The sequence below is a fragment of the Myxococcus xanthus genome, from assembly GCF_013116825.1.
GTDB lineage: Bacteria > Myxococcota > Myxococcia > Myxococcales > Myxococcaceae > Myxococcus > Myxococcus xanthus_B.
In genome coordinates this window covers 55,172-72,215 of record NZ_JABFNS010000028.1, presented here as the reverse complement: position 1 = coordinate 72,215, position 17,044 = coordinate 55,172, and the positions used below count along the sequence as shown (strand labels likewise).

General features: G+C 69.1%; 13 protein-coding genes. 5 read left to right on the top strand and 8 right to left on the bottom strand.

All coding sequences use genetic code 11. The features are described 5' to 3' along the window. Window positions 1-19: 19 nt before the first annotated feature. A complete protein-coding gene (locus HNV26_RS10820; RefSeq protein WP_366816834.1) occupies window positions 20-1,360 on the top strand; it encodes a sigma 54-interacting transcriptional regulator in 1,341 nt (446 codons plus the stop codon). A gap of 138 nt (window positions 1,361-1,498) precedes the next feature. Beyond that, entirely contained in the window at window positions 1,499-2,143 is a 645-nt protein-coding gene (locus tag HNV26_RS10815) for a DUF3332 domain-containing protein (protein ID WP_090484655.1), read from the top strand. A 104-nt stretch (window positions 2,144-2,247) separates the two neighbouring features. Here the strand turns inward: HNV26_RS10815 and HNV26_RS10810 are convergent, their stop codons facing one another. Both HNV26_RS10810 and HNV26_RS10805 read right to left on the bottom strand, forming a co-directional pair. Beyond that, window positions 2,248-2,820, bottom strand: a complete 573-nt coding sequence (locus HNV26_RS10810) for a hypothetical protein (RefSeq protein ID WP_171441624.1) — start codon at window positions 2,818-2,820, stop codon at window positions 2,248-2,250. Then, window positions 2,817-4,163, bottom strand: a complete 1,347-nt coding sequence (locus HNV26_RS10805) for a hypothetical protein (protein ID WP_171441623.1) — start codon at window positions 4,161-4,163, stop codon at window positions 2,817-2,819. The genes HNV26_RS10810 and HNV26_RS10805 overlap by 4 nt, the downstream gene beginning before the upstream one ends. Before the next feature lie 134 nt (window positions 4,164-4,297). Between HNV26_RS10805 and HNV26_RS10800 the strand changes: the two genes are divergently transcribed. Together HNV26_RS10800 and HNV26_RS10795 are read left to right on the top strand one after the other, a co-directional pair. Further along, window positions 4,298-4,954, top strand: coding sequence for a gluconate 2-dehydrogenase subunit 3 family protein (locus tag HNV26_RS10800; RefSeq protein WP_011551458.1), 657 nt, complete (start codon window positions 4,298-4,300; stop codon window positions 4,952-4,954). Next, entirely contained in the window at window positions 4,951-6,603 is a 1,653-nt protein-coding gene (locus HNV26_RS10795) for a GMC family oxidoreductase (RefSeq protein WP_171441622.1), read from the top strand. The genes HNV26_RS10800 and HNV26_RS10795 overlap by 4 nt, the downstream gene beginning before the upstream one ends. A 2-nt stretch (window positions 6,604-6,605) precedes the next feature. Here the strand turns inward: HNV26_RS10795 and HNV26_RS10790 are convergent, their stop codons facing one another. Next, a complete protein-coding gene (locus HNV26_RS10790) occupies window positions 6,606-7,112 on the bottom strand; it encodes a hypothetical protein (protein ID WP_253816439.1) in 507 nt (168 codons plus the stop codon). Between the two features lie 31 nt (window positions 7,113-7,143). On the opposite strand from HNV26_RS10790, the gene HNV26_RS10785 reads away from it, so the two are divergent. Continuing rightward, window positions 7,144-7,575 (top strand): hypothetical protein, encoded by a 432-nt coding sequence (locus HNV26_RS10785; protein ID WP_253816438.1) that lies wholly within the window; start codon window positions 7,144-7,146, stop codon window positions 7,573-7,575. Between the two features lie 62 nt (window positions 7,576-7,637). On the opposite strand, the gene HNV26_RS10780 is transcribed toward HNV26_RS10785, so the two are convergent. From HNV26_RS10780 to HNV26_RS10760, 5 genes are all read right to left on the bottom strand, one after another. Further along, window positions 7,638-10,013, bottom strand: a complete 2,376-nt coding sequence (locus HNV26_RS10780; RefSeq protein WP_171441619.1) for a hypothetical protein — start codon at window positions 10,011-10,013, stop codon at window positions 7,638-7,640. An 11-nt stretch (window positions 10,014-10,024) separates the two neighbouring features. After that, a complete protein-coding gene (locus HNV26_RS10775) occupies window positions 10,025-11,773 on the bottom strand; it encodes a VWA domain-containing protein (protein WP_171441618.1) in 1,749 nt (582 codons plus the stop codon). Continuing rightward, complete coding sequence (gene mtsD / locus HNV26_RS10770; RefSeq protein ID WP_171441617.1) at window positions 11,770-13,749, bottom strand: cell-cell cohesion protein MtsD; 1,980 nt, start codon at window positions 13,747-13,749, stop codon at window positions 11,770-11,772. The genes HNV26_RS10775 and mtsD overlap by 4 nt, the downstream gene beginning before the upstream one ends. A gap of 33 nt (window positions 13,750-13,782) precedes the next feature. After that, entirely contained in the window at window positions 13,783-15,114 is a 1,332-nt protein-coding gene (mtsC, locus tag HNV26_RS10765) for a cell-cell cohesion MYXO-CTERM protein MtsC (protein ID WP_171441616.1), read from the bottom strand. 170 nt (window positions 15,115-15,284) lie between these two features. Continuing rightward, on the bottom strand, window positions 15,285-16,874 hold the full coding sequence (locus HNV26_RS10760; RefSeq protein WP_171441615.1) for a calcium-binding protein: 1,590 nt from the start codon (window positions 16,872-16,874) through the stop codon (window positions 15,285-15,287). Window positions 16,875-17,044 lie beyond the last annotated feature (170 nt).

Here is a 17,044-nt window from a genome sequence, read left to right as displayed (position 1 = left end):
TGTATAAGAGACAGCCCCCATCCCCTCTCACACCGTCATTGGCGCACGGACTCAAGGGGAGCGGCTCTCCGCCCAGCTCTTCCACCTCGTCCTGCTGGACACCGAGCGCGCCGGCACCGTCTTCCCCCTGGCCAACGAAGCCCTCCGCGTGGGCAAGGCCCCGGACAATGACGTCGTCATCGACCACCCCACCGTGAGCCGCAACCACCTGGTGGTGCGCCGCCAGGGGGACCGCTTCCTCGTGCAGGACCTGGGCTCCACCAACGGCACCTTCCTCGACGGTGCCCAGGTGCGTGAGGCCTTCCTCCGCCCTGGCGCCCTGCTGGAAGTCGGCGACGTCCGGCTGCGCTTCAGTCCCCAGGTCTCCCCGGTCCAGGTCGAGCCCATCCTGGAGGACCGGCTGGGCGACCTGGTGGGCCGCAGCCTGCCCATGCGGCAGATTTTCGCGCTGCTCCAGCGCATCGCGCCCACCGACTCCACCGTGCTGCTGGTCGGTGAGACGGGCTCCGGCAAGGGCGCCGCCGCCAAGGCCACCCACAAGCTCAGCCCCCGCGCGGGCGGGCCGCTCGTCGTCTTCGACTGCGCCAGCGTGTCCGACTCCCTCATCGAGAGCGAGCTCTTCGGCCATGAGAAGGGCGCCTTCACCGGCGCCGTGAGCCAGCGCATCGGCTGCCTGGAGCGCGCCCATGGCGGCACCCTCTTCCTGGACGAAATCGACGACCTCGCCCTGGACCTGCAGCCCAAGCTGCTGCGCGCCATTGAAGACCGGGAGTTCCGCCGGCTCGGCGCCTCCTCCCCCATCTCCTTCGACGCGCGCATCATCGTCGCCAGCAAGAAAGACTTGTGGGCGGAGACACAGGCGGGCCGCTTCCGCGAGGACCTCTACTTCCGCCTCTCCGTCTTCACCGTCAGCCTGCCCTCGCTCCGGGACCGCAAGGAGGACATCCCCCTGCTGGTGGATGCCTTCGCGGGCGAAGGCCTGTGGCCCCGGCTGCCGGAGAAGATTCGTGAGCAGTTCACCGGGCACACTTGGCCGGGCAACGTGCGCGAATTGCGCAACGCCCTGGAGCGCGCCCGACACATGGTGGACATTCCAGAGCTGGCCGGTGACACCCTGCTGCGCGAGTTCACCCGCGAGGCCCCCGCCGCCGCTGGGGACTCCCTGCCGGTGGAGTTCACCGGCCCCTTCAAGGTCTGCAAGGACGAGCTCATCCGCGCCTTCGAGCGCGAGTACCTCACCCGGCTGTTGGGCCGCGCCAAGGGCAACATCGCCCGCGCCGCCCGCGAGGCCGAGCTGGACCGGAAGCACCTGTACTCGCTGCTCCACAAGTACGGACTCGTTCAGAGCGAGACGGACTGAGGCACCCGCAGGCGTCTGGCGCGGCGGACTGGCAAACAGCGGACGGAGTGTGGAAGGGGCTCGTGACACCCGTGCGAGCCGTGGCATGTTCGCGGCGCACTGGGAGTCAAGCCTCCCCCCTTTAGGAGACAACCAAGAATGAAGCGTCCGTCCCCCTGGCTCGCCATGATGTTCGCCGGTTTCATGTCCATGCACGCCACCGGCTGCTTCGGCCAGTTCCAGCTCACGCAGAAGATCTGGAACTTCAACAAGAACATCTCCGGCAACAAGTTCGTGCAGTGGCTGATGTTCCTCGTGCTCACCATCATCCCCGTCTACGGGCTGGGCGCGTTCATCGACGCCATCGTCATCAACAGCATCGAGTTCTGGACGGGCAGCAACCCCGTCGCCAGCGTCGACGGCGCGCCGGAGACCACCCGCATCGTCAAGCTGAGCCCCACCGACACGCTGCGCCTGTCGCGTGACGTGGAGACGGGCGTCATGCGCATGGAGCTGGCGCGCGAGGGCCAGGAGACGATGGTCCGCTACTTCGAGCCGCTCGAGGACGGCATGGTGGTCCGCGACGACGCCGGCGCCATGCTCATCCAGGCCCAGGAGGCGACGGACGGCGCGGTGGCGGTGACGGATGCCGCCGGCACCACGCTGACGGTCCACGCCCGTGACGCGCTGGCCGTGGCCCGCCGCGTGTACGAAGAGGGTGGCGCGCAGGCGCTCGCGCAGCACGCCGTGGCCCAGGCCTCCGTGTCCCAGGGCCTGGCCAGCAACACCTGCGTGGCCCAGTAGTCAGCACGTCCGCAGCTCACTGTTCGGAAATGTCGGGACATTTGCGGCGCCAAAACCCCCGACATTTCCGAACAGCAGCCTGCCCGACGCGCTCCGGCCCCCCGCTATTCGGGAGGCGTGCCCGCGTCGGGAGGAACGCCGCCGTCGAGCAACTGGCCCGGCTCCGGGCCGAAGGTCGCGTCCTGCGCCACCACGGCGAAGGTGCCCTCCAGGTTGCGGCCAGCGCCAAAGCCATCACCCCGGCTGAAGGACATGGAGAAGTCTCCGCGCGTGGGTTCGCCCGGGTTGCCTCCAGACTCCAGCTGCAAGTCACCCTTGTTCACCGGCCCGAAGACGCGCGCGGGCTCGCCCGCGTTGAGGTGCACCACCGTGGCCCGCGCCTGTCCCGACGGCGTGGTGCCCGCGAGGTTCACCTTCGTCCCGGGTCGCAGGTCCAGCCCTTCCGTGGACACGGTGAGTCGGACGACCAGGTCCACGTCCAAATCACTGTTCCGGTAGTAGCTGACCTGGAACGCCTCCGCGTTGCGCAGCACCTCTACGCGGGACACCTCCAGCGGGAAGAGCTCGGACACGCTGCCGCCCAAAGAGTTGTCCGCGAGGCCGCACGCGGCCAGCCCCGCCCCGGCCATCAGGGCCGACAAGCTCACGGCAGCGAGCGTGCGGGCCGCGCGCGTCATCGCTCCACCGCGAGCTTCAACACGCCCTTGTCCTGCGCCACCACCGGCGCCCGGTACAGGACGACGCGCTTGCCATTGGACAGGTACGCCAGCTTCGGCGACCAGCCACCGCCGGCGTCCACCAGCGTCTCCCGCCAGTTGCCCTGGATGCGCGTGGAGATGACCAACGCATCGTCGTTTGGGTTGCAGCTGGTGTCATTGCGGCTGGGCTCTGCCGCGCAGATGTAGAAGGCGATGGACGGCTCATGGTGGACCGGGTCGAAGGCCAGTGACGGATACCAGCCGCCCGTGCCGCTGTTGAACACGGGGTCCGGCATGGACCAGTCCCGCTCGGACGTGCAGGACGTCGCGGAGGCGTCAGCGCATTCCGTGTACGTCAGCGTGTTCGAGTTCCGGTTCAGTACGGCGATGCCGAACCCCTCGACCGGGTCATGCGCGAGCGAGGCCCCGAGCTGTGTATTCGGAACGGCCTGCACGCGCACCACTGGCGACCACGTGAGCCCGTCCGCGTTGCGCCGCTGGAAGTGCACGTCCGTGCCGGTGGCCTGCGAGGCCTCGGGCGCCTTGTCGTGCACCACGGCGGGCTGCGTCCCCGCCATCGCCATGGAGATGTGGCCTCCGTAGCCCAACTTGTTGTCACCGGAAGACACCGCGACTCGGCGCTGCCAGTTCGTGGGACCACCGCTGGCAATCTCCAGGTCGCTGGCCCCGAAGTCCTGGTTCTGGAACTGCCCGTTCTGCCCATCCCGGTAGGCGACGATCGCCTCGCTCCCATTGAACACGATGGCGGGGTTGAGGCCGACGAGGAAGCCCACATCCGTCGTGGGGTTGACGGGCTGTGCCTCATTCGATCGCCGCACGACGATGCGCTCCGTCCACGCGCCGGAGGCGCTGCGATAGGACACCGCCAGGTCACTCTGGAACCAGAACGAGGAAGGCACTTCCCGGTCGCCGCCCAGGTACGTCACCACCGGCTGACCGTCCGGCCCGAAGGCCACGGACACACCGTACACGCGCTGCACGGTGGCGATGCGCTCCGCGGCGCCGAGCTGCCCGCCGTTGAACTCGCGGTACATCAGGTCCATGTTCTCCACGTTCTCCCGCATCGTCCCGTTGCGGACGAAGTACGCCATGCCGATGCGGTCCTGCGGCCCCACGGCCATGGCGATGGAGGAGATGGGGTCGAACTGGCCCTCGCTCGAATCCACCACGAACTTCGCGAAGGACGAGGTGTCGATCGGACCGCCGTCGGGGTTACCGCCCGCGTCAGGGGGCGTCGGGTTGCTGTCCTTGCCACACCCCAGCGCGAGCACCAGGCCCAGAGCCCAGGCATGCCGTTTCATGTGCCACTCCTCGTGTGTTGTCGGCCCTGCACGTCGTGGCGGCATCCTACGCCAGCGCCGCGCGGCGGGGAGCAACCGCGCATGTTTCATGAAGCCAGCGCGAAGCACCTGCGTGCGCTAGGCTCGCGCGCCGTATGACACGTGCGCATTCCAATCGGGGGCGCCTGTCCCGGCGCTCCCTCATCCAGCGGCTGACCTTCCTGGGCGGAGGCGTGGTGTTGCTCGGCCCCGCCTGCAAGCGCTCTTCCGAATCCCAAGAGAAGACGCCCCCCGCGGACACCGGCCCCCTGGCGGCGAAGCAGGACGGCCAGGCCCCGCGCACCTTTTCTTCCTTCGAGTACGCGGTGGTGGCCGCCGCCACCGAGCGCATCCTCCCGCGAGACGAAGACCCGGGCGCCCTCGACGCGAACGTCCCCGTCTACATCGACCGCATCCTCCAGACACCCGAGCTGGAGCCGGTGCGCGAGGACTTCCTCTCCGGCGTGGCGGCCCTGGAGCGCCGCGCCCAGCGCATGCACCAGAAGGGCTTCGCCGCCCTGACGGCCGAGCAGCAGGACGAGCTGCTCACCCTCTTCAAGGACAGCCCGCCCCGAAGCGGCGAGGCGCACTTCTTCGAGCTGCTGACGGTGATGACGCTGGAGGGCTTCCTCGGAGACCCGTCCTACGGCGGCAACCAGGGCAAGGTGGGCTGGCGGCTGATGGGCTTCGACACCGTGGGCACCGTCGCGTCCGCGCCGCCGGAAGGCTACGACGGGCCCAAGTGCCTGCGTGAATGCGGGGTCCACCGATGAGCCTGCCCGAGGTGGACATCTGCATCATCGGCAGCGGCGCGGGCGGCGCGCCCATGGCGCTGGAGTTGGGCCGCGCGGGCTTCAAGGTGGTGGTGCTGGAGAAGGGCCCGCACTACCAGCCCAAGGACTTCATCCACGACGAAATCCTGAACAGCCGCCGGAACTTTTTCATGCCGGTGCCGTGGGAGGAGCCGCACCTGGTGCGCCAGGGCGCGAAGGGCCGCTACGAGAAGACGAGCGCTGCGTGGACGGCCAACTGCGTGGGCGGTGGCACCGTCCACATGAGCGGCTTCTTCTACCGGCTCAAGCCGGTGGACTTCCGGCTGCGCTCCACGCTGGGCGCCGTGCCCGGCAGCACCGTGGCGGACTGGCCCATCTCCTACGAGGAGCTGGCGCCCTTCTACGACAAGGCCGAGGCGGAGCTGGGCGTGTCCGGAGAGTCGGTCCCCCACCCCTTCGCCGAGCCGCGCAGTGGCCCCTACCCGCTGCCGCCGCTGGACGTGCACCCGGTGGCGAAGGAAATCGACGAGGCGTGCGGCGCCATGGGCTGGCACTCGCTGCCCACCGCGCGCGGCATCCTCAGCAAGCCCTACCGGGGCCGGGCGCCGTGCTCGTACTGCGCGCTGTGCGGGAGCTACGGCTGCGAGACGGGCGCGAAGAGCGGCACCAACGCCAGCCTCATCCCCGCCGCCGTGGCCACCGGCAACGTGGACCTGCGCCCCGGCTGCATGGCGCGCACGGTGGAGGTGGACAAGCAGGGCCGCGCGCGGAGCGTCGTCTACCTCGACGCGGACGGCGTGACGCGCGAGCAACCAGCGAAGGTCATCGTCGTGTCCTGCACCGCCGTGGAGAGCGCGCGCCTGCTGCTCAACTCCACCTCCAGCCGCTTCCCCAAGGGCCTGGCCAACGGCAACGGACTGGTGGGGCGCAACCTCACCTTCAGCTCGTTCGGCGAGTCCCACGCCACCTTCCGCCTGTCGAAGCAGTCCGCCGCGCGGCCGTGGCTGAAGGACCCATCTCCCTTCGTCAACCGCAGCCTCCAGGACTTCTACCTGATGCCCGACGCCCGCTTCGGCTTCCGCAAGGGCGGCACACTGGGCTTCATGTGGGCCCACCCCAATCCCATCCACGCCGCGGTAGGGCTGGCGGGCAAGGGCGAGAAGGCCCTCTTCGGCAAGGCGCTGAAGGACAAGATGCGGGAGTACCGCGACTCACGCATCCTCCAGTTCGAGGTCTACGCCGAGTTCCTCCCCACCGCCGGCACCTACGTCAGCGTGGAGGACGGCGTGAAGGACCGCTACGGCATCCCCGTGGCGGCCATCACCGTGGACCGGCACCCCATGGACCTGGCGGCCACGCGCTTCCTGGTGGAGCGCGGCGAGGAGGTCCTCCTGCGCCTGGACCCGGATGACGTCCGGCGCGGCACCACCAGCGGGGAGACGTCCATCCTCCAGCACGGCACCTGCCGCTTCGGCGACGACGCGGCGACGTCCGTGCTGGACCGCCACTGCCGCGCCCACGAGGTGCCCAACCTCTACGTGGTGGACGGCAGCTTCATGCCCACCGGCGGCAGCGTGCCGTCCACGCTCACCATCAGCGCCAACAGCTTCCGCGTGGCGGACCACCTGGTGCGCAAGCTCAAGGGCTGACGCTAGCGATTGCGCAGCGGCGTCACGTCCACCTTGATGATGTAGCGCGCCTGCATGTCGGACTCGAACTCGATGAGGTGGTCGCCCACGCCGGTGAGCTCCGCCTCCTCGGTGAAGGAGCCCTGCCGCTCCATCACGTCCAACACCGCGCGGCCTTCCGTGGCCCGGCGGATGCGCGCCCGGCAGCCCTCTTCGTGGAACTGCACCACGGTTTCACGGCCCGCCGCGGTGACGTCCTCCAGGAAGAGGCTCACCTTCACGGTGGAGGCTTCCTTCAACTGGACGATGAGCTGCTGCCGGCCAGGGAAGCGACCTTCCGAATAACTTTCCGAGCCGAGAATACAGCCCGCCACGCGGTCGCAGACAGGCCAGGCCGCGCCGCAGGTGTCCTTCACACGCGCGCCGATGAAGTCCTCACGCATGCCGTCGCAGCCTGCCCAAAGCGACGCGAAGAGCAGCACCGCTGCTGCCTGGGCCTTGCGGCCAAACACTGTTACAACCGGCGTCATCTTCAGACCCTCATGCGAGGCATGTATGTCCATGCGACTGCGTACCCGTTGGCTCCCCATCATCTTCTTCGCCCTGGCTGGCTGCGGGGAGGAGACGGAGCTTCCCCAGGTGCCCACACTCTTCATCGACCGCGCGGCGCTGACGTTCAACCGCGAGTTCAACCACGGCACCTACGTCGGGCAGACGGCCTACAACTCGCTGGCCATCCAGAACCGCGGCCTGGAGCCGCTGGACATCACCGCCATCACCCTGTCGGCGCCGAGCGTCTTCACCCTCCAGCTTCCCGAAGGCTTCACCCCTGGCACGCCGCTGCGGTTGGAGACGTATGACCGGGCCTACCTGACGGTGGCGTTCCTGCCCGCCGACGACGTGGAATACAACGGCACGATTACCATCGAATCCAATGCCGCCAACGCCGCCCAGCAGGTCATCACCCTCAACGGGCTGGGCGTCGCGCCCTGAAGTCCTCGCCGACCACCGCGTGACGGGCGGGAACCAGCGCTCCCGCCCTGACGCCACCCGCCTCATGGCTGGTAGGTGAAGTTGCAGCCCCCGGCGTAGCTCTGGATGACGCCGCCATCTCCGTCCGGCGTCGTCCCTCCGTCGGTGACGACCGGGCACGACACCGTCGTCCCGCCGTCCACCGGGTAGCTCTGCGGATAGTCCCCGTGGCCGGTGCGCAGCGTGTAGTTCACCCGCTCGTAGTCCAGCCGCTCCGACGCCGTCACGTCCACGCGCAGGGTGCCGCCGCGGATGAAGCGCCGCTCCAGACAGCCGCAGGCATAGGGCGCCAGGGTGACGACGGTGGAGTTGGGACGGTCCTCCAACTGGTAGAGCGACTGCAGGCTGCTGCTGCCCGCGTTGGACGGCGTGTGCCAGGCGCGCAGCGCGTCCGAGCGGTAGCCCAGCGTCAGCGGCCCCCGGTTGCCCGTACGCACTGGCGTGCAGGTGCCGACACCGGCGTCGGTCGCATCGCCGTCACAGAAGGTGAGGTCCAGCGCCAGGCCGTGCGGCGTGCCACCGTCGGCCAGCTTCGCCACCTCCCACTGGAGCAGCCACGTCCGGTCCTCCGGCGGAGGCACGGAGGGCAGGTCGAACACGTACGAGTCCACGTCGGAAGGCACGGCGTCGTAGTCCAGCGGGCCACGCACCCCGAGCCCGTTGACGCGGTCCGTGCCGCTGCGCAGCCGGCCGTGGCCGTGCGACAGCTGGCCGGTGACGGAGAACTCCGCCGTGTCGGGCGGCGACGGGAAGGCCGTGGTGGACGCCAGCGTCCGCGCCACCGGCGCCTCCGCGCCATTGACGTAGCGAGACAGCTCGTCCGCGTCCTCCACATCCCAGCTCACCTCCAGGCGGTAGTCCTTGTCGTCCACCCACGAGCCGTTGTCCTGCACCAGGAAGTAGTACATCAGCGCGGCGTTATGCGCCGGAACCGGGATGACACCCCGGAAGTTGCTCAGGGCGGTGAAGCGCGAGTTGCCCACGGCCTCCTCGCGAGACGAGTGCAGACACATGGGTGCGGGCAAATCCGTGCGCCGGCAGAAGCGATCCACCAGGGTCCGGGCGTCGGGATTCTCCGAGAAGTCGCGCGGGCAGACGGCGGCGTTGGTGGCGCAGCTCTCCCGCGACTCGCTCAGGGGGCCCCCGGTGGCGATCAGGGTGAACACGTGCACCACGCGCGAGGCCGTCACCGGCATCGCGGGGAAGCGGCCACCCGTATCCAGCGGCACCAGCCGGTAGCGCAGCAACGTGGGGGTGCTGAAGGCCGGCAGCCGCACCGAGTACCAATCCCGGTCGGAGATGTAGCCCAGCCGGCCGGTGAAGGAGACAGACGCGCCGGCGCCGCCGGGCGTGGCGCTGACGAGGTTGCGCGCGGTGGCCGTCTGCGCCCCGTCATTGTCCGGCGCGGTGCGGTCCTGCGCGTCCTCCTCCTCCAGCACGCGCACCTCCACCTCGTAGGGCTGCGTGAGGTCGCCCTGGGCCGTGTCCCGGTCGTTGATGCCGCGGTAGCCCTTCACCACCAGCGTCCAGCGGCCGGCGTGCTCCACCTTGACTTTGCGCGCGGTGGCCAGCTCGCCGCCGCGCACCTGGGGCAGCACCACGCCTTCGTCTTCCTTCTCCGTGAAGTCCGGGCGCCACAGCTCGTAGGACAGGCGCCAGTTGGGCACGGCGTCCAGGTCGGGCGCGGTGACGTGCACGTAGGCAATCTTCCCCGCCGCCAGGTCGAAGGCGTAGTGGTCCACGTCGTTGTCCGTGGCCAGGTAGCCGGTGGAGGCGCCCATCAGCATCTCCCCGGACTGCGTCAGCACCAGCGGCGTGGCCGTCTCGTGCGTGTCGTTGGGCTCCTGCTCGTCCGGGTTCTGGTCGATGCGCACCGTCAACCGGTACTTGTTGCGCGCGTCGAAGTTGGGCCGGGACGGCACGTCTGGCGCGTCCTGCACCAGCACCAGCAGCGTCTGGTTCTCCAGCCCGTCGCGCAGCGGCAACACGATGTCCACCGGACGGGGCGCGCCCTGGGCGTGCTTGTCCTCTTTCTTCGCCAGCGAGCCCTCCTTCCCGTCCGGCAGCGGCCCCAGGATGGTGACGGACAGATTCACCGCGGTGCTGGACGCCAGGTACGTCCCGTTGACGTTCAGCAGCGTGCGGGCGTTGGTGCCGGGCGGAAGGACGACGCGGTACCAGTCCTGGTCACCGGCGCGCGGCTCGCTGTCCAGCGCCAGGAAGCGCTCCAGCGGCTCGCCCGGCTTGAGTTCGCACTCGGGCCGCGTCAGCGCCTCCTCGCGCGAATTGCACAGGTCCTCCACCACGGGAGTCCCCGCGTCGGGTGTCTCGCCTCCTCCAGAGGAACAGGCGGCGAGGACGAGCAACGCGAGCGGCAACAGACGGACAGAGGTGGGCATGGCGTCGGTTCTCAAGGCGTCGGGGGCACGTCGTCGGGGCGGCCGGGGCAGCCGTCGACGAGCTGCTCGGGTTCCACGCGGATGACGCCGTCGGCGGGCGACTTGATGCCGCCCACCGGGTAGCGCACGTCATTCACGCGGAAGGTACGGACAAGCGTCCGGGCGGTGGGGTCGTCTCCGGGCACCATGGCCACGGACATCGCGATGTCGTTGAAGCCCGCCCCGCGCTGCACCACGCCCGCGTCGTCCGCGGACGCAATCGTCGGGGCCAGCAGGACGTTCTCCACACGGAAGCGGTAGCACTGGCGGCCCAGGTTGTCCGGCGGGCCGTCCGCCTCGAAGGCGTAGCGGTAGCCATTCACCGACAGGTCCGCGGTGTCCACCGCCAGCGGCCGGGTGTGCATCCGCAGCTCCATGCGGTTCGTCAGCCCGTCGTTGTCCGGGTCCTCGTCCAGGTCGTTGCTGGCGCCCTGCGTGCCGCCCAGCCACTCCATGCCGTCCGGCACGCCGTCCCGGTCACTGTCCGCCAGCGTCGCGTTGGTGCCCACGAACTGCTCGTCGCAGTCCAGCAGGCCGTCGCAGTCCGAGTCCACGCCGCGCAGCGCCGGCGGACACCCGCGGTCCAGCCCGCCGCCGTCCGGAAGGGCCTCCTGTGTGGGGTTGAAGTCCACGCCGCGGTCGCGGAAGTACACCTCGACGCCGTCGCTGAAGCCGTCACCGTCCGTGTCCACCTTGTGCGGGTCCGTGCCCAGCTCCAGCTCGCGCGCGTCCGTCAGGCCGTCACCGTCCGAGTCCGCCTCGCCCACCGGGCTGCCCGGCGGCGCGGAGAAGTTGAAGGCCACCATCTCCTTCACGATGAAGGCGCGGCGCACCTGGCCGAAGGTGAAGTCCAGGAAGTTGATGGGCTCGTTGTTGCGGAAGTCGCGGAAGTTGCCGCCACCCAGCGTCGCCATCTGCTCCAACCGGTCCGCGTTCTGGTTGATGATGAGCAGCGGGCAGCCCCCGTCACCAGACAGGTCACACACCGAGGACACCGGCTGCGTGGGGTTGAAGACGTGCACGGTGTTGACGCGCACGTCCTCCACCAAATCCCGCAGCTGGCGGATGCGCACCACCGCGTCACCCCGGAGCAGCTCGTCATCCTGGTCGTTGGTGGGCTTGCCGTCCGACAGGAAGATGACGGAGTAGCGCGCCTGCGCCTGCGCCTGCGCACCGCCCGGGTCCAGCCGGCTGCGCGCGATGTCCGTGTTGATGAGCGAGTAGATGTCCGACAGCGGCTTGACGAAGTCCGTCGAGTCCCGGTTCGGCGAGGTGTCGGGGTTGCGGAAGGTGAGCAGCTGCTCGGACAGGCGCCGCAGCGCGGCGTCATCCATGGAGGACACCTGGACGAAGCCGTCCTGGGGCGGGTTGCCCGGCTGCTGCGTGAGGAAGGCCGTGGTGCTGCCCGCGAAGAGCATCACCGCCAGGTGCACCTCGGGGTCCCTGGGCAGGTTCTGGATGAGCTCCACCAGCGCGGTGGCGCGCGCGCCATCCGGGTCGCTCACCCGCATGGACTGCGAGGCGTCCATGGCGACCACCAGCTTGATGGGCCGCACCACCTCATTGCTGCCCACGGTGCAGAAGCGGCCTTCCAATGTCACCGCCCGGTCCACCGGCACTTCCGTGTCACGGCGAGGGTCGTACAGATAGGAATCCGTACACGCCATCACCATCGCCACGGCCACCAGGACGCCCGCCAGGATTCGGACAACGCGGCTCACGGATTGGCGCTCCCCGAGGGCGGGATTCCGACGCAGTCGTTCTGGTTGTTCCACGGGTTGCTCAAGGTATCGGGCCGGCGGAAGTCAGCATCCTCGAAGGCCAGCTCCGGCCCCACCGGGACCCGCACGCTGGGCGGCGCATACTGCGCCCAGGCGCAGGCGGTGCGCCACACGCCGTAGTCCGTGCTCACGCCACTCTCCGGCGCCTCGGCGAACCACACCTTGAAGAGGTTGTAGCCCTGCTTCACGCCCGCGCGGTCTGGCGGCGTGACGAGCTGCAGGTTGGACACGGTGAAGTCGTAGCAGAGGCTGCCGTCGGGACGGACCTCCGCGATGCGCGTCTCGTACTGGTAGCCGAAGCGCTCGTGGAAGGCCTTGTCGCGGCGCGTGGGGTCACTGCCCGCTCGCAGCTCCTGTGCGTCCGGGATGCCGTCACCGTCCGTGTCCAGGCCCGACACGCTGTTCTCCAGCGGGTTGAGCCCCCAGCGCGCCTCCAGGCCGTCCGGCACGCCGTCTCCATCGCTGTCCACGATGCCGGTGCGCGTGCGCAGGTAGTCCTCGGCGAACTGGGACAGGCCGTCACCGTCCGTGTCACGGCAGACGCAGTTGGGCGTCAGCGGCGAGGCCGGGTTGCACCCGCGCGCGTCCAGATCATTGGCGGCGCGGAAGCCCTGGTCCTCGCGGCGGTACTCGAAGCCGTCATTCAGGCAGTCGCCGTCGCTGTCCGCCACGAAGGTGTTGGTCTTCAGCGTGAAGCTGTTGTCGATGGAATCCGGCACCCCGTCCCCATCACTGTCCAGCACGCGGCCGGTGTCTCCCGGCGCGGAGCTGAGCGACTCCACCATCAACGTCTTCATCACGTTGCGCGAGGCGAACGACGAGTAGTCCAGCGCGCCCAGGCCCAGGTTGGAGATTTCGCCCGTGTCGTTGAACTCCTGGTACACGCCGTTGCCAATGTCCGCGAAGCGCCGCAGCAGCCACGCGGCGATCTTCTTCGCGGCCTCCGGGTAGCGCGCCGGCTCCACGCCCGGGTACACGCCGTAGATGTCCTGGCAGATGGGGCCACACGCCCGCACCGCTTCCTGGTTGAAGAGCAGCACCGTGTGCATGCGCAGATCGCCCACGTTGTACTGGTCCTTCAACTCCATCAGCCGCCGCACGTAGCTGAACAGCTGGTAGTTCTGGTTGCGGTCCGTCCCCACCTCGAACCCGTCAATCTGGTCCGTGGTGTTGGTGAGGTTGCAGAAGTCGCGCAGCGAGTCCGCCCATGTCAGGTCCGGGTTGTCCGGGTCGGCGTAGACGCTGAGGTTGTCGGTGGCCGAGCAGCGCGGATACGGCGTGCCGTCCGTGAGGAAGACGACGACGTAGCGCGTGCGAGGCAGCAGCTCCGGGTTGGACTGCGCCACCGCGTTGATGTCGCTGGAGATGAGGCTGTAGGCGTAGGACAGGGCGCCCTGGTAGTCGGTGCCCTTGCCCAGCTGGCTCTGCAGACCCTCGATGTAGCTGTCGATGTTGTTGTCCGGCCGGGCGAAGCGGTCCCCCGTCGTGGTGGGCGGCCAGACGTTGCGCACGTTCGTTTCAAAGGGAGCAACGGACACCTGCACGTTGCCGCCCTGCGCATTCACTTCCCGGAACTGCTGCACCAGCCTCTTGAGGGCGCGCACGCGCGCGGGCTCGGTGACGCCCTCCGGGATGATGTCCAGAATCTCCCGGCGCTGGCAGAAGCCGCTGTCGAGCTGCGAGCCCGGCGGGTCGGAGACGCACATGCTGCCCGACTCGTCGATGACCACCACCACCTTCACCGGGAAGCCGGAGGGGCTGGGCGGGCGCGTGCACACCCGCCCCTCGAGCGTCAGCCGGTCATCGAGGTTGGAGAGCGCATCCACCCTCGATTCGAGCATGGCGTCCGAACAGGACCACAGGCCGGAAGCCAGGAGGCCCGCCGCGAGCAGCGAGGTACGAACGAAGCGGCGCATGCGGAAGGGACCTCCTGGAGGGAGACGGCGAGGTTACTGCTGGGGACGGCGGCGGCGTATCAGCACGCTGAGCAGCGCGGCGCCCAGGGCGGTGGCGCTGAAGCCGGCGGGCACCGAGCTGCAGTTGTTGCCCTTCTCCGATTCATCCCCCACGAGCACCGTGAGGGTGGAGGTGGACACGCGCTGGTCCGGGAAGACGCGGTCGGAGAAGGCCAGGCGCGCGGTCAGCTGGAGCTGGTACTCGCCCTTCTTGTCCGGGACGAAGGTGGGCACGCTGCCGTCGACGTACATGTACTGCCAGTCGCGGCTGAGCGTCACGGCGCCCTGCGGACGCTCCACCACCGAGGTGGAACCCGCGGGACGCTTCACCACCACCCACTCGTACTCCATGGCCGCGCCGTTGCGGTTGGCGAACAGCGGCGGACGGATGGTGACACCGGCCTTGTCCGTGCGGAACAGGCCACCAGCGCTGACGGTGAACGGCGACTTCGGGTCCAGGCAGTCGTCGGGGCGCTCGGGGTTCGTCACCAGGCAGTAGCGCGTGTCGCACGCATCGCCAATGCCGTCGCGGTCGTCGTCGCGCTGGTCGCGGTTTTCGACGGCGGGGCAGTTGTCCTGCGTGTTGAGCACGCTGTCGCCGTCGATGTCGGGGTCGCACGCGTCGCCCACGCCGTCACCGTCCGTGTCGCGCTGGTCGGGGTTGGGCAGACCCGGGCAGTTGTCGCTGCTGTCGGAGATGCTGTCGTTGTCCGCATCCACGCGGCACATGGTGATGTCTTCGGGCATCACCGTCTGATCGGTATTGGCGTATCGGGGGCAGTTGTCTTCGCCGTCGAGCCAGCTATCGTTATCGTCGTCCAGATCGCAGACGTCACCCTGGCCGTCCTTGTCCAGATCCTCTTGGTTCGGGTTGGGCACCAGCGGGCAGTTGTCTTCCGCGTTGTCGCGGCCGTCGTTGTCCTGGTCCGGGTCGCAGTCGTCGCCGAGGCCGTCGCCGTCCGCGTCGCGCTGCTGGAAGTTGGAGAGCGACGCGCAGTTGTCGCAGGCGTTGCCCACGTCGTCACCGTCGTCGTCCGCCTGGTCGCGGTTGGAGACGAAGGGACAGTTGTCGCGGTCATCCGCGCGGCCGTCGCCGTCCGCGTCGTCCGTGTACGACAGCGTGTCGCCGTCGTCCGTGTAGTTGACCCACACGCTGCCGCCCGCGCCGCAGCCACAGCCACCGCCGACTTCCAGCGGCATGCCGCACCGGTCGCCCAGACACTCCGGGTTGTCGGGGTTGTTGTTGGACTGCGCCAGCGCCCCCGTGGGGCCGAGGACGAGGAAAGCCCCCAGCGTGAGGGCTGAAGCGAAACGAGCGCGTGTCATGGTGACTCCTTTCAACGCCGGACGCCTAGCAAGGAACGATCCGTACCAGACACTTGGGAGAAACCCTGGAATGTCAGTGAGTTGCGCACGAACAGGGACGCGTCGAACAAAAGGTGTGGGGGGCACTCCCCAGTGAGGGCGAGGGGTGGACCCCACATCTCGAGAGGGCTTCAGGTCCCCGGGATGAAGGTGTCGGGCTCCAGGGGGATGATGCCCGCCGGCAGACGGCCCCCCTCTTCGCTGTATTGGATTTCCTGGATGAGGAGCGAGCCGATGCCCGCGCCCCGTGGATCATTGTCCCGGCCAGCCTGGAGGTAGAGGTACACCTCGTTGGTGCCCGCCTTGATGACCTCGCCCGGGATGAAGGGATGTGGCCGCTCGCGGGTGGGGACGACGGTGACGTTCTCCACACGGACCTGGTAGCAGCTGCGGCCGTCCGCGGTGGGCGTGGTCTCCACCAGCTCGTAGCCGTAGCCACGCTCGCGGTGGAAGTCGAGGTCGGCGCTGAGCGGGTCTCCGTGCGCCTCCACCTCCGACACGTTGGTGATGCCGTCGCGGTCCGTGTCGAGCAGGTCCTCGGGGATGAGCGGGTTCGTCATCACCAGCGCCTCCACCAGGTCCGGAAGCGCGTCCCCATCGGTGTCACCGATGCAGGCGTTGGTGCCCAGCACGCGCTCCTCGCAGGTGTTGAGCCGGTCGCCGTCCTCGTCCAGGGACACGTTGCAGCCGTTGATGACGTCCGGCTGGAGCGGGTCCAGGCCCATGCGGACCTCGACGCCGTCCATCAACCCGTCCTGGTCCGTGTCCTGGCGCCCGGGGTCGGTGCCCATCAACGCCTCATCCTCGTCGGGGAGGCCGTCCCCGTCGCTGTCGACGAGCACCTGCCCGGCGCGCACCACCACGTTGCGGTTGTAGGCGAAGAAGCGCTTGAGCTTGAGGGTGTTGGTCCGCGCGGCGTACTGGATGTTGGTGAGGGTGCCCGACAGGCCCGCCGCGTCGGCCTCCAGCGGCTCGGTGCCGCCGGCGTTGGCGATGGCGGCCACGTGCTGGCGGGTGATGGGGTCTGGCGTCTCGCCGCGCACGTAGATGGGCTGCACCACCACTTCGCCCGCGCTGAACTGCGAGGCCAGCGCCTTGATTTCGCCGGTGACGGCGGTGAGCTCACACTGGCTGCACGCCGACGTGTTGCCCAGCGCGCTGCAACGCGAGTCGAGCCCCACGTTGAAGGCCGGGTTGGCGCAGCTGGTGTCCTGGCTGCGCACCACGACGACGATGACATAGCGCGTGCGGGCGACCTCGCCGCGGCAGGACGTCTGCATGTCGCCCGACAGCAGCGTCTTGGCCAGCCGCAGGGCGGCGCGGACGCTCACGGGGCCGGACTCCTGGTAGGTGGCGTAGCGCGGCAGCGCGGCCTGGAAGTCGGACGCATCCGAGAAGCGGCCCAGCAGGCCCGTCGCCACCGTGTGGTACGCGACGAGGCCGAACTGGACGAAGGGACCAGAGAAGCGGCTGGAGAGCGTGGACAGCGCCTCGGTGGCGTACCCCACCACCTCGCGCTCGACGCCTTCGCCACCCTGGAGCGCGAAAATCACCTTCGTGGGAAAGGCCTCGCCGCCCGCGAGCGGCACGCAGACGGTGCCGGCGAAGCTGGCCCGGTCCTTCCCACCAGGGCCACGGCCATTGAGCGCGTAGAGGCCCGCGTCGGAACACGACAGCAAGAGCACGGGAATGAGCCAGACGGACCGCGTGAGGGCGCGCATCAGTCCGATTCTACACCTTAGGCCCCGGTGACAACGCAAGCGCTGGTGACACGAAGCCTGTCAGCACCGCGCAAGTGGCACAGCACGGACCGACAATTCGGCCCCCCGTGGAACGAGCGCTGAGCCCCCCCCGGAGGCGCCATGACTCCCGGTGTCCTCCGGGCATGGAC